The organism is Desulfomonile tiedjei (assembly GCA_016212925.1).
In the GTDB taxonomy this organism is placed as follows: Bacteria; Desulfobacterota; Desulfomonilia; order Desulfomonilales; family Desulfomonilaceae; genus JACRDF01.
Window position 1 is genome coordinate 22,826 of record JACRDF010000007.1, and the last position, 14,070, is coordinate 36,895.

Annotated in this window: 10 protein-coding genes; 7 read left to right on the forward strand and 3 right to left on the reverse strand. The window is 53.3% G+C overall.

Annotation, left to right across the window (positions count from 1 at the left end):
- The first annotated feature begins 684 nt into the window (after nucleotides 1-684).
- Nucleotides 685-1,431, forward strand: coding sequence for a hypothetical protein (locus tag HY913_03750; protein MBI4962367.1), 747 nt, complete (start codon nucleotides 685-687; stop codon nucleotides 1,429-1,431).
- Between the two features lie 106 nt (nucleotides 1,432-1,537).
- Nucleotides 1,538-2,518, forward strand: a complete 981-nt coding sequence (locus tag HY913_03755; GenBank protein MBI4962368.1) for a class I SAM-dependent methyltransferase — start codon at nucleotides 1,538-1,540, stop codon at nucleotides 2,516-2,518.
- Nucleotides 2,519-2,969: 451 nt separating this feature from the next.
- Here HY913_03755 and HY913_03760 read toward each other — a convergent pair whose 3' ends face one another.
- The 3 genes from HY913_03760 to HY913_03770 form a co-directional block, all read right to left on the reverse strand.
- Nucleotides 2,970-5,465 carry a PAS domain S-box protein gene (locus HY913_03760; protein ID MBI4962369.1) on the reverse strand — a complete coding sequence of 832 codons (2,496 nt, stop codon included), beginning with the start codon at nucleotides 5,463-5,465 and terminating at the stop codon, nucleotides 2,970-2,972.
- A 652-nt stretch (nucleotides 5,466-6,117) separates the two neighbouring features.
- A complete protein-coding gene (locus HY913_03765) occupies nucleotides 6,118-7,950 on the reverse strand; it encodes a DUF3365 domain-containing protein (GenBank protein ID MBI4962370.1) in 1,833 nt (610 codons plus the stop codon).
- A 287-nt stretch (nucleotides 7,951-8,237) separates the two neighbouring features.
- A complete protein-coding gene (locus tag HY913_03770; GenBank protein ID MBI4962371.1) occupies nucleotides 8,238-8,819 on the reverse strand; it encodes a hypothetical protein in 582 nt (193 codons plus the stop codon).
- Between the two features lie 158 nt (nucleotides 8,820-8,977).
- Between HY913_03770 and HY913_03775 the strand changes: the two genes are divergently transcribed.
- The 5 genes from HY913_03775 to HY913_03795 form a co-directional block, all read left to right on the forward strand.
- Complete coding sequence (locus tag HY913_03775) at nucleotides 8,978-9,349, forward strand: hypothetical protein (GenBank protein MBI4962372.1); 372 nt, start codon at nucleotides 8,978-8,980, stop codon at nucleotides 9,347-9,349.
- A gap of 149 nt (nucleotides 9,350-9,498) precedes the next feature.
- Nucleotides 9,499-10,683: a cysteine desulfurase gene (locus HY913_03780; protein MBI4962373.1), complete on the forward strand. Its 1,185-nt coding sequence runs from the start codon at nucleotides 9,499-9,501 to the stop codon at nucleotides 10,681-10,683.
- Between the two features lie 121 nt (nucleotides 10,684-10,804).
- Nucleotides 10,805-11,290, forward strand: coding sequence for a Fe-S cluster assembly scaffold protein NifU (gene nifU / locus HY913_03785; protein MBI4962374.1), 486 nt, complete (start codon nucleotides 10,805-10,807; stop codon nucleotides 11,288-11,290).
- A 322-nt stretch (nucleotides 11,291-11,612) separates the two neighbouring features.
- Complete coding sequence (gene nhaA / locus HY913_03790) at nucleotides 11,613-12,965, forward strand: Na+/H+ antiporter NhaA (GenBank protein MBI4962375.1); 1,353 nt, start codon at nucleotides 11,613-11,615, stop codon at nucleotides 12,963-12,965.
- Between the two features lie 541 nt (nucleotides 12,966-13,506).
- Nucleotides 13,507-14,070, forward strand: a 564-nt coding sequence (locus HY913_03795; protein ID MBI4962376.1) for an acetate--CoA ligase family protein, incomplete at its 3' end; no start/stop codon positions are given.

Genomic DNA, 14,070 nt, shown 5'->3' on the forward strand with positions numbered 1-14,070 from the left:
GGTAACACCAACCTACTTGACGGTTCGACGCGCTGAGGTGCAATTTTGCGGCCAACTGCAACGAGACCAAACTACTGTTGCTTCAGGCTCAGTCAGATTCGAATACAGCACCAAGCGTTCACCACGGGTGTGGTTTTGATTCCACACACAAGTGGAATTGATTCCCCTTGAACGTCGGTCTCGCCGAGCGCGTGAGAAATGGTCCCAAAACCGGTGAGTTTCGGGAAGAGTTTCCGGCGAGGCCCTTTTTGCACATGGATTGTTTCCTTGACTCCGCAGGTTTTGCTTCGAGCTGAGCCCTCGCAATGACATTTTCATATCGCCTCGCCCCATCAAACGGAGCCAAAGGCATAGTCCATTTGCAGATAAAGCCTCCGCGGCCCTTTCCTCAAAAACTCTTATAATTTTACCTCATTGTCCACGCACACCGCAATAGTGTGGTGCACGGGGACCCGATGCTTCCTCCAGAGTAGAGAAGTTGAAACACCTTCCAAGGGCCGAGTTGCGTTGCAGAGAGGCAAATCCGCTCGTTCTGCAGACCATGTTTGTCTGGCATGGGGTTTGCTACTAAATTCGTCGGAAATACTACCGACGGTCTCAGCGTCGAGGTTGCTCAATGAAGTTCAGTGCAGGAAATCGTCACGGCCCAGACCACGCTGCAACAGTCAGGAAGGAGACCTCGAAATGAAAAAGATACAAGTCAATGCCGCAGCCGTCATTCGTGACGTGAGACAGCGAACGGGTCTGAAAACCCTCATGGACAACCATGGCCTTTCCTACGCAACTCTGGTCAAAGTAAAGAACATTCTGTTGGACAGGGGATTGGCTTCACAGGAAGAATTCGACTATTTGAACCTCACTGACTCGCCTGAGAAAAAATCCATTTCGGCCAAGGAATTCCTGGTTTCCTTCAGGGCAAAACCCGACGATGCGTATTTGATGGAAAAGTACATGCTTACGGTAAAAGACCTGGAAGGGATCTACGACACGCTCATCGTGGCAGGGTTACTGTCGGAATACGAATATTACTCCAGGGACGGAAAAGCCCCGGAGTTGGAAGAAACGCCCAGCTCAGTCTGTGAAGCCTCTACAGAGGTGACCCTTCTGAGAAACGAATCGGACATCGGATTGGTAGCCTCAGAGAGGCGCTGTGGCGCAACACCGCGCAAAACCTATCCGGACGAATCCCGTGCGATCGCAAAGTCCTCCTCCGTCCCGGTGAATTTGAAACCGACCGGGAAGGGCCCGGCCGGACAAACCACGGGCGAAGCGGACGTGACCGAGGCCTGCCCCAGCTGCGGCCTCCCGCCACATCCCTCCTCACCCGAAGCATGCATTTACTGTGGCGTAGTCTACACCAAGGCCAGACGAGATCCAAAGTATGAAGGGGTTGCTCTTTGGGAAGTTGACTATCGCGATCGTTGCCTCTGATACGGACGCCATCTGAAATATGAGATCCACCGGGGGCCATGTTTGAATGAAGGGTCCCCTGGGAAACCGCCTGTTTTTCACCCATCTCATTATGAGGAGGAGTGCCATGAAAGCAGCACAGTTGGAGTGTTTCCACGACGCCTACGTTGCCTCGGCGGCTGCCGCCGAGACCATAAGTACTATAGATTCCCAAGCGTTTGACAACGTAGATGTGATGCTCCGCGTCTTTGCGGAACTGGGAAGGCCGGTCAACACTGACGACGCCATTCTTGATTTCGGCTGCGGGGAAGGCGGAATGGTTTACGCTTTCAGAAAGCGAGGCTTCAAAGCCTTTGGAGTTGATATTGCACCTCCTTCGCCGGCCATCGCAGATCGCCTGGAGACAGAGAGACTGTCGCACGGGGAGAAAGACGTGCTGAGAGTGATTCCCTCCGAACCGTACAGAATACCGTTTGATGACAATCAGTTCGACTTTGTAGTCTCCTGGGATGTCATGGAACACGTACAAGATCACAAACAGGCGCTTGCGGAGATTAAACGGGTCCTGAAGCCTTGCGGACGGAGTTTGCATTTTTTTCCGGCACGATATCGTGTTCTGGAACCCCATGTGTATGTTCCATTCGGAACCCTCCTTCAGGGGCCCAGATACTTATATTTTTGGGCTTTGATGGGGATCAGGACAGAATCACAAAGAAATCTGACGGCCAGGGAGGTGGCCCAGAAAAACTACGAATTCCTCAAAACACAGACCAAATATCTTACCAAGAATCGTCTCACGCAGCTTGTCTGCGGCTATTTCGGGAACATAGACTTCGTGGAACGCCACTTTTGGAAGCACAATGGGGGTAAGAGCGGCACTATTTACAGCATGCTTTCGAAGTTAGGGCTGCGAAAGGTTGCACCTCTTGCCGCGGATATGCTGAGCCCCTTCGGGCACCGTGCCTTATTTTTCTTCAAGCCTCCATCGCCTCGGCCGGGTCCGGAAAAATCACGTGATACCGAGATACCAAGGCTCGATCATAGAGCTTGCTTCGAAAGTTGCGGGGAAGCCCTAAATCCACCGTGCCCCCCACAAGCTGCACAGTAAGGCCATGCCGGTTTCCGCATGGTAGGAGTGAGCGACGAGAGTCAGTCAGTTGGCAAGGATGGCGGTCGTACAGGACGTGCCGGTGTCCCCCCCAACGCGGGACGATCTCATTCGGGAAGAGCTTTTGAGAAAAACTTTAGTAGCACCTTCTGTCAAGCTATGCTTTCTGTATCGGGTGCCACGGACCTGGGCCTTGCCAGGTCGGTGATTCCTGCCAGTTCTATCGCTACGCTAACTCGGAAGATTCCCAGCCTTACCGTACCATCGGCTCGCTTTTCAATCTGGTATTCAATGCGGAGGACAACCTTGCCGTTTTCCAAAAACGCCGGGACGGACCTAGCGGAGCCCAGGTCCGTGGCACCCGGGAGAAATCCGCGATCACTGTCGAAAACTGCTATAGTATTGAAATTAGGTCTTATTGCAACTTCTTGAGGAAGGCCGCAGCGCGTAGCTATTCAGCATCCAAGGCTTTCCGCACCGTCTCCAGAAGCGCCTTCACGGTGTACGGTTTAGCGACGAAGCCCTTGGCTCGTTCCCTGACGCCGGGCTCGGCGGAAGAGTCTGTAGAGTACCCGCTGGCAAGCAGAATCCTTGCCTGTGAATTGATCTTCAAGATTTCTTCCAGACACTGGGCGCCACCCATGACAGGCATCATCAGATCCAAGATCACCAAGGCAATCTCTTTCCCGTTCCTTTCGTAGATCCGGAGTGCCTCCAGGCCATTTGTCGCGGTAAGCACCGTGTATCCGGCTCGGCTCAGAATTTTCTTTCCCAACTCCATGATGAATTCTTCGTCATCGGCCAGCAGGATGGTTTCAGTGCCAAATGCGGGCATTTCGGCGGTATCAGCCGGATTGAACTCGTCATGCGACGCCATAGCAGGCAAAAAAATCTTGAAGTTGGTGCCTAGGCCCCTTTCGCTGTGACATTGGATATGCCCGCCGTGGTTCTCCACTATGCCGAAGACCATTGCCAACCCGAGGCCTGTGCCTTCGCCGGGCTTTTTGGTCGTGTAAAAGGGCTCGAAAATATGGCTCACCACTTCCGTGCTCATCCCATGGCCGGTGTCTGAAACCGTGAGAAGAACATAGTTCCCTGATTGACACTGAAAATGGTCAAGGCAATACTGCTCGTCCAGAAACACGTTGCCGGTAGAAATGGTTAGCCGCCCACCGTTCGGCATTGCATCCTTGGCGTTTACGGCCAGATTCAGTAAGATTTGCTCCATCTGGCCCGGATCGGCATTGACGGTTCCCAAGTCCTCTTCCAAAACTAGCTCTATCTCGATCATCTTGGGGATGGTTCTTCTCAAAAGACTCTCAGCCTGCTTCACCTCGTGGTTCAGGTCCAGCGGCCGCGGCTTGGTCTCGATCCGTCGGCTAAACGTCAACAATCTCCGAACCAAATCCGCCCCACTCTTGGCCGACTGGACTATTTTTCGCAGGTCCGCGGTGTCAGGGTCCTCCCGGCTCTTGTCCATCAACAACAACTCCGCGAAACCCAGAATGACTGTGAGGACATTGTTAAAATCGTGCGCAATCCCGCCGGCCAAGGTTCCCACAGCTTCCATCCTTTGGGCCTGAACAAGCTGTTGCTCCAGCTCCATCTGCCGCGTGACATCATTCCCTATGGCAACGTACTTCACGATCAGCCCTGCGGAGTTTCGCACTGGAGAGATAGTCATGTCTTCGTGGTAGAGCCTGCCGTCCTTACTCTTGCTGATCATTCGTCCTTTCCAGGGTTTGCCGCTGGTGATGGTGGCCAGCACTCTTTGGTACACTAAGGCGTCGTTTTCGGTGCCTTTTAAGAATTTCGGGTTTTTACCAAGCACTTCCTCTTTCGTGTATCCGGAAATCTTCTCAAAGGCCGGATTGACGTATTCAATGATTCCGTGGTTGTCCGTAATCATGACTGTCTCAACAGATTGCTCAATAGCCGTCACAAGACGCAGGCGCTCTTCTTCGGTGGCTCTGCGTTCGGTGATGTCTATGGCGTATTCGATAACGTGTGTCACCTCGCCCGTGCCATCGAAAACCGGATACGCGTGGAGTTCGACATTCTTTGCTTCACCGTTGCCGTTGTAATGAACATGCTCCACTGTTGCAGGTTTCCCGGTTTTCTTGACGATTTCCAGGGGGCACGGATGTTTCGATGTATTACAGGGTTCCTCGCGGCCATGGGTCAGGGCGTAGCACGCGGTCCCCTTAGACGCAAAAACGCGTCGGGCGGCTGAATTGGACATTATCACCCTGTAATCCTTCGGATCGATGACGTAGAAGGGATGAGTTACTGATTCGAGTAGGTCATTGAGGAACTTCCTCTGCTCTAGGATCCTGTTCTCGGCCTTTTTCTGCTGGGTGATGTCCCTGTCTATGGCAAGGATGTACTTCCGGTCGCCAAGCTCTATTAGGCCGGAATTTATCTCCAGGGGAAACACTTGACCGTCTTTCCTGCGGTGCGTGACTTCCTCTCTTATCCTTTCTCCGCGTAAAAGCCGTTCAAGCCTCCTGGGTACTGCTTGCGCGGCCTCAGGGGTATCCAGGTCCCCGATGTTCATGGACATAAGCTCGTCCAAGGTGTAGCCGTGCATGTCCGCTGCGGCCTGGTTCGCGGAGATGATTTTACCAGCGTTCTTGCCTTCAGCCTCGAGTAGATAAATGGAGTCGCCGGCATGCTCAAACAATGCCCTGTACCGCTGCTCACTTTCATGATAGGCCTCTTCGGCCCTCTTCCTTTTAGCAATAGCTCCCGCGGCTATGGCCCCGAACACGACAAAGGAGATCGCGATCAGCGAACGATGAAAGATGACATGAGGGCAGACATCAAAAATTAGTGCTCCCCAAAAGGACTTTTCTTCTAAAAAGAAGTGTTCGAGTGCTGCATCAGCCCCACAGACGAATACAAAGAAGAAGACTGCAAGAGCAAGTATTCTGTATTCGGTCTTCAATGGTTGACTCCCTTCCGATGCGTTTGTCGGCCGGCAGCGAGGCCTTGAAGCTTTGATTATTCGCTTGCCCGTCGCATCACCGCTTTGATAGGAAGCAACTTTCATGCCAAATTATCACCATTGGAGCGCCTGTGCCGGTTGAGATAGGCCCGTTGAGAAAAACAATGTCCGGTTCACCAGAAAATAGGCTGAAGGACTGACAGTAACGCGAGGAGCCAGTCACCCCAGCGAACCCCGGATCAAAGTCCGGGGCAGGCACCGGGGTCCAGAAGGCCCGAGCAGAACGCGGGTTTGCAAAGCCTGGATTCCGGCGTTCGCCGGAATGACGGGATGGTGCCGGACAAATCGGACAAGTATTTCGGCAACCCATATGCAATTTCGCCTACGCGACACAGGGGCGGAACGACCCCACTTACCCCCGCAGGCATCAGGAACAGACAACGGAGTTCATTGAGGTGAGCCATCTGGGCAGGTTGGTGATTTCGCGGCACTAGGGGCCGGCAGATGAGTTGACCCCTACCATAGAAAAGGCGGTATGCTCAAATGCTAACTTCCTGGCAATACAGGGATACTATCGAATTGCCGGGCACGGGTTCAGCCCCAACGTGGAACGCGGTTAGTTCTTCCGCCGTAGACCGGCATCAAGGGGGCTCTAGTTCGGGAGGGTGAAGTAAAACGTGGTTCCGGAGCCACGCTCAGACTCGACCCAGATCCGACCGCCGTGGCGATCGACGATCTTTTTTACGATGGCAAGGCCGATGCCTGTCCCCTCGTAATCGGTTCTGGTGTGCAGTCTTTGAAAGATCATGAAAATACGGATCAAATGCTGAGATTCAATACCGATACCGTTGTCTTTCACTGAAAAAGTCCACTGATCCCCGTTTGATGCCGCGGATACATGGATCACGGGTGCAGCGTCCTTTCGTTGGAATTTTATTGCATTGGAAATCAAATTTTGAAAAACCTGAGTCAATTGCGTGGGGTCTCCGGTCACCGTGGGCAATGGATCTCTAGTAACCACAGCCTCAGTCCTGGAAATGGCAGAATCCAGATTTGCCAAGACCAAGTTCAGCACCTCCTCGCAATTGGTCGGCTTGAATGGTTTCCCTTTGGTACCCAGCCGGGAATAGGTCAAGAGATCATTGATAAGGTCCTTCATCCTTGTAACTGATTCCAATGCATAGCTCATGAATTGGTCGGCATCTGAACCCAGTTTCCCTTGGTACCTTTTGGCCAGAAGCTGTACGCAACTTGTTACGTTCCTCAAAGGCTCCTGCAGATCATGAGAGGCAACAAAGGCAAACTGTTCGAGGTCGGCATTGGAACGCTGCAACTCACTGGCTTGTTTTTCCAGGGCCTCTTCGGCCTTCTTCTGGCGGGTGACATCTCGAATGATTCCCTGGTACCCTACAACAGATCCGTCCTCTCCCAGACGAACGTTGCTGGTGAGAAGGCAATCTAGAAGGGTACCGTCTCTCTTGCGGAAGCGCACTTCGTAATCCTTCACCGAGCCCGTTTTCTCTACCGCCCCTTGATACTTGGCCCTGTCCGCGCCATCCACGTAGAGCCGGTGAACATCCATCCCGATCATTTCTTCCGCTGTGTATCCAAACATATCAAACACCGACTGATTGGCCTCCAGCAACTCACCCGCTCGGGATGACATGAAGACACCGTCCCTGGAGTCGTCGAACAATAGCCGGTATTTTCTTTCACTTGCCCCCAGCGCCTGTTGAGCCTGATCGCGCTCGTCTTCGCGTTTTTCCAGCCTCCTCACGCCGAGGACTATCCCAACCAGTCCTATGAGAAATATCGAGCCGTGAGAAACGATTTGAGTTTGTATTTCAGATCGTTGGATCTCCAGAAGGTTTTTCAGCGGCAAGGCTATTCCCACACCGCCTCGGATGTCCCCCTCTTTGTAGTTTCCGTGGCATTTTAGACAGTCTTTCTCGGCATGAAGGGGCCTGATAAATCTCAAATATGGCTGTCCATTAATGTCGGTAAATTCCGCAGCCTCTTTCTCTCCCCTTTCGAAGGCCAGCAACGCAATCTTCTCCCAATCATCCGGCTGGTTTTCAGGGCGCAAGGGTTTTAGGCTGGTAATGTGGCCGGCCACCCCGTACAGGTCGGCAAATTCTTCATGGAGCAGGCGGAGCATGTAAGCAGGATTCACCAGGGTCAGTTCCTTGCCGGAAGGGGTCTGCAAATCGCGCTCGGGCACATGTTTCAGATGGGGATTCGGGGAAGTCCTGTTGTCCACGGGCACGTACACCCCGCCATGAGACGAGGCCCATAGTCGGAATGCCCGATCCTTGTCAAAATGCGCTTGCGCCACATGAACGGCTACCCGCCTTGTTGCTTCGGTGGTTTTAGATATGCCCCAAAGCAACAATCCAAAGACCGCGGCAGCCCACATGGCGATCAGAGTGTACGAGAAGGATTTCAACGTCCTGGTTCTACGGAAAAACTCGTCATCAATTCTCATTCTTGCGCCTTCTCGATAATTGGATTAATGAACAATATAGGGACAGTAGCGCAAAATCTTGTACAAACGGGAGCGAAATAATTATCCTTGGAGTTTAAGTGATGCCCCCTCCTCAGTCAAGCCCTTTTTCAGCCCTGTGCCGGAGCCTTGAAAACCCTGGCCCAGTCGTGGGATTGTGTTCGCTGTTTCCGGTCCTGGGTCGGCGGCGAAGAAAGGATCGGTGAATTCTGCCGTGAGCTTGTGTTTGACCTCCTATTTGGCACCAGCGGTTGTTCTAAAAATTCGACTCAATGCCCATTACACAAGCTCGTCAGGTCCATCAACAACCTGACATCCTCGCTGGCAATCTCGACCTCGAGCGGAAGAAAAGTGGCCCGAAACCCGCGGGGCTCCCATCCCGCCGGAGGAGAACGCCACCCCTCCCTGTGTCTCTGCAACGCAACGGCTTTTTCCAACAATTCGTTGCACGGACAAAACGGGCCGTAAACCGCACGAGCATTCCTGGCGAGGTCGTTCAGGGCCGCTTTAAGGAGTTCTTGTCGCTCTGCGGGATTCGGATAGTCACGGGAAATGCGGGTGCTGGTCAACACGAATTCCTCTATGATTTTGTGGCATTTTTCTCCCGCGGCCGAGGTTCCGGTCGCCAGTGTAAGGCTGAATACCGCGATCGCAAATATTTGAGTAAGGCCTGACTTCACCGCCGAATGCCTTTCCGTATTCTGGGGAGCGGATTGAGCGTTTTGTCCTGTTTTTACAATATAATACCTGCGAGGCTTGCGGTCCAGCGTGGTAGCGACATACCTTGGATCTACCCCTCGGCAGGAATTCTTCAACTGGTGGCGGTTTGCCTGATAGCCATATTCCGACACGCGACCGAATCTTTGAATTGCGACCGGCATCTGAATTAATTGAAGATTGGGCCGCCAATGGTCGCGAGTTTATGAGGGCGGAAGGGAACCGGCTCAATGTAACGTGTGAAAGCACATTGTAACTTAGTATCGATTAGTTCCACCACGGAGACTGCAAAATGATCGTCAAATTGTTGAAAGACCACATTATCAAGCAATCACCCACTTGCGGGCCGATTCATGAAATTCTGATCGGGGACGAGTATCCGTTTCTCAACATAGCGACAGCGGAAGACATAAAGCCGACTAAGGCTCATTATCACGAGAGGTTTGACGAAATATACTTCGTCCTGGATGGATACATAGCCCTCAAGCTGTACGACCCAAAAAGTGAACGGATCTGGACCGAATATCTGGGAGCCAATGAACTTTGCGTAATCAGCAAAGGCATTCATCACGAAGTTACTGAGGCGTCGGGTACCAACAAACTATCTATCATTACGGTTCCTGGATTTCATAGCGACGACGAGCACCTGTCCGACAAAATTTAGACAATGCTGCTCGGTCGGTCACCGGGAGCCGGGACAAATTCGGGAATCGGCCCGGTTCGTTGACATTCAGACCGGCGGTTATTATGTTTAATCCACTGTTCAGAGGTCGTGGATTCACAACCGCAGGGTTCTTGTGAGGGGGTTGCGCCATGAGAACAATCAATATGGATCATGTGGCCGCGTGTCCGCTTCTGCCGGAAGTGGTGGACGCCATGATACCGTTCCTCAAGGAAAAGTACGGAAACCCTTCCAGTATGCATAGCCTGGGAGAAGAGGTTACCGACGCCATTGATGAAGCTAGAAACCCGGTTGCTGCGCTCATAAATGCCAGTGAGACGCAGATCTTTTTTACATCCGGTGGAACCGAGGCAAACAACTGGGCCCTAAAGGGAGTCGTTCAGGCTAATCGTGCTCGCGGGAACCACCTGATAACCTCTTCCGTCGAGCACTTCTCGATAATGCACGCGATAAAAGCGCTGGAAAAGCAGGGCGTGGAAGTAACCCGCCTCCCAACTGACAAATACGGCATGGTCGACCCGGACGATGTCAGGAAGGCAATTACTCCTCACACTGTTCTTATTTCGGTCATGCACGCGAATAATGAGGTCGGCACCATTCAACCGATCGCGGAAATAGGGAAGATTGCCAGGGAACATAAGATACCGTTCCATACGGACGCTGTGGCCACTGCGGGCGTAATTCCGGTGGATGTCGAAGCCATGAATGTGGATCTGCTGTCCATGGCCGCAAATCCGTTTTACGGCCCGCAAGGTGTCGGAGCCATGTACGTTCGGAAGGGGGTGCGTATTGACCCGCTTCTGGACGGAGGAATCCAGGAAGGGGGCATGCGAGCCGGGACCGAGAACGTCATCGGCATTGTGGGAATGGGCAAAGCAGCCGAGATAGCCACCCGCGACATGGGGTCCCGTATTGACCACTTGAAACCGTTGAGAAACCGTCTTATAAAAGAACTTCCCGCGGCCATGGAAGAGGTTGCTATCGTGGGTCACCCCACCGAGAGGCTCCCCGGCAACGTGAGCATCGCAGTCAAATATGTCGAAGGGGAGTCAATGCTCCTCTTTCTGGACATGGAAGGGATTAAAATAGCAAGCGGCTCCGCGTGCATTTCCAGGTCCTTGAAGGTCTCACACGTCATGCTGGCCATGGGGATCGATGCGGCAACGGCTCAAGGGTCGCTCCTGTTCACATTGGGCATGGACAACAATGACGAGGATGTGGACGATGTAGTGAAAATCCTTCCTCCGATTGTTCAGAAGCTGAGAGATATGTCCCCGCTCTACAAGAAAACTTCCATGCTCAAGACTACGGGCTGATTGTTTTGGTCCTGGGGGGGCAACAAAGTCCAAACGTACCAACCGGATGTGCAAACCGACGTGGCAGCGCAATGCAGCATGGCCACAGCGAAAGACCCGGAAAACCAGGGGGTAAGAAGATATGTATAGCGAAGTAGTGATGGAACATTTTAAAAATCCGCGCAATGTTGGGGAGATTACCGACGCGGACGGTATCGGAGAAGTCGGCAATCCAGCCTGCGGCGATATCATGGCGTTCTATATCAAGGTCAAAGACAATCGGCTGGAAGATGTCAAGTTCAAGACCTTCGGCTGCGGCGCGGCCATAGCCGTTTCCAGCATGGTCAGCGAAATGGCTATAGGGAAAACCCTTGACGAGGCCATGAAGATCACGAACAAGTCGGTAATTGAAGCGCTCAACGGCCTCCCAAAAAAGAAACATCACTGCTCCAATCTAGGCGCGGATGCACTGCATCGGGCCATCGAGGACTATCGGGCAAAACAAAAGGGTAAGCATTTCGAAAAGCCTTTGGACGGGCCGGAAGTATGTTCCTGTCCGATCTGCGATGTTAACGACCCGGAAGAGGCGCCTTACTGCGCGAGCGCATGTGAACGACCGCCCAAATAGGTCGCTGAATGCTATCCGCCTTTCTCGCGGGGAATACTCCTCTCTGTGTTGGTCTCTAAAAGGGCTCGCATCCGGAAGCGCGAGCCCTTTTTTTCAGGGGCGATGTTGATTTGTAATCAAACTTGGAACACCGCAGAGAAGAAGCACGGACCTGGAAACCAGGTCAGTGCCCGATATGGTGGACATCCGAGTAAGTTTTTTAGCGGCGCACCGGTATGAGAGCCTAATCTCGGTCTCTCGAAAAGGCATTCCTTTGACAGGCCTTCCGCTCCCAGAACCTCACTCTTAGCGCGACCCGACATGGAATCGTGGAGAATGACTGATGAAGCCGTTTTCTATTGACCGAAGGATCTATGTTAGAGGGGAATATCTGGGGGAGCTTCTTTTAAAGCCATTCCAGTTGTTCGCTTCCATTGAATCCGCCGGCGGGATTTTGATGCTCGCCATGACGGTCATTGCGCTGATTTGGATGAATTCTCCATTGGATAGGCTTTATCGGGAGCTATGGGAAACCGGAATCGCGATCGGACTCAACGGGTGGCTGTTCCAACGTTCACTCCACTTCTGGATCAACGAAGGCCTCATGACCCTGTTCTTCTTTGTGGTAGGCCTCGAAATCAAGAGAGAGATCCTTGTGGGGGAACTGGCCTCGTTTCAAAAGGCGGCCTTGCCGGTCGCCGGTGCGATAGGCGGCATGGTGGTTCCCGCACTGATCTACGTGGCATTCAATCACGCGGACGCGGCTTATCGCGGCTGGGGAATTCCCATGGCGACGGACATAGCGTTCGTGGCCGGAACGCTGATTCTCTTAGGATCGCGGGTCCCACCGCCTTTGAGTGTGTTTCTCGTTTCGCTGGCAATCGTGGATGACCTCGGGGCCGTAGTGGTCATTGCCCTATTTTACAGTTCCGGGATTTCGATGGGTTTTCTTGGTTTGGCGGGAGCGGTGCTGGGAGCGCTCATAGTGACCAACATCCTTGGGTTCAGGTCCCCGTTGCCCTACATATTGTTGGGACTCCTTTTGTGGCTGTGCGTCTATCTGTCCGGGGTGCACGCGACCGTCGCCGGTGTACTGGTCGCCATGACTATTCCGGCTCGCTCGGCTTGCGATACCCATGCATTCGCTCAAACGGTAAATAGGGCAGTAGGGGAGTTCAGACCTCAAGGCGAAAAGGGCTGGCTGGTGCTGCTGGATGAAGGCAACGAAGCCGCGGTTCGCACCTTGGGATCAATGGTGCAATGCGTGCGGACGCCTCTCCACAAGATTGAAGAAGCGCTACATCCCTGGACGGTTTTCTTGATTCTGCCTGTTTTCGCGCTGGCAAACGCGGGAGTGAATTTAACTCAGATAGGCTTTTACGATTTTGTGACAAATTCAGAATCAATCGGTATTGTCCTGGGGTTATTCCTTGGAAAACAACTGGGAATAACCGCGGCAAGTTGGTTGGCTGTCAAGGCGGGACTGGCGGCAATGCCTTCCAACGTGAAATTTAGACATGTCTACGGCGGAGCTATTCTCTGCGGAATCGGCTTCACCATGTCCCTGTTTATCGCAGACCTGTCATTCAGCGAAGTCGAACTCCTGGAGCGAGCAAAGATCAGTATTCTCGTCGGATCCATGATTTCCGGGCTAGTGGGAGGCGCCGCGTTATATCTGTTCACCAGAAACCGGTAGTACTGGGAGGAACACTGGTAGGGCGCTTTACTGCGTCGCTCAAGCCTGGGTGAAAAACCCCCACACAAATTACTTAGATTATCAACCGCATAACTGATAGGATGCGGGACCTGGGCGCGTCACCCCCAATCCAAGGCGTTCCGCGCGGTTCGTTCATATCGGCATTCTGGACAATTTCTTGGGATATTATTCCTTAATTACAGGCGCTTAACCCCACTTGGGCAATCCCGGCCCGGGTTGGCACACATCCTGCTCTGCCTTTGGACCGGATGGGGTCTTTGCCACGGCTTAGGAACTTTCCCAGCAAACCTTGACAGCGGCATGCCTCCCTTCAAGGTGGTTAACCCCACAAAACAAGACATTGTTCGGACAGGGATTCAGCGCTCCTGGAAGCCAGGGGTTGCGTGGTCCCTGTTCTACCCAGGCAGCGGGCGAAAAGCTGGGGTTGAACCCTTTACACCAAGGTCTTCCCTGCAATTCCCGGTCGGCTATGCGGTCTGCCGCGGCAGTTAGTGCAGAATGCGTCAATGGCGAGGGACATATGAATCTTCACGAGTATCAGGCGAAGGAGTTATTGGCTGCCAAGGGGGTATCTATCCCGCGCGGAAGCCTTTGTTACGATCCGTTCGAGGCCCTTCTCGCTGCCAGGGGTTTGAAGAGCGAAAGGGTGGTCCTCAAGGCTCAGGTGCATTCGGGAGGTAGAGGCAAAGCCGGCGGAGTAGCGGTGCTGTCCATGTCGGATGATATTCGCTCCAGGGCCGGAGAGATCCTCGGCCGCAGGCTCGTCACCAACCAGACCGGCCCGGAAGGAAAGCCCGTAAGCGCTTTGCTCGTGGAAGAGGTCATGCCAATCGGCCAAGAGCTGTACCTCGGCGTGGTGCTCGACCGGATTTCCGGCCTGGCGACAATCATGGCCAGTGCGGAAGGCGGAGTGGAAATCGAGACCCTTGCACGGGAAGCTCCCGAGAAGATCCTCACCATCGGGGTTGATCCTCTGAGAGGCCTTGCGCCGCATCAGGCCAGGTCAATGGCTTATAAACTCACCGACAACCGCGTGATCGCGGATCAGCTAACCAAGACCGTCACAGCCCTGTACGGGATCTTC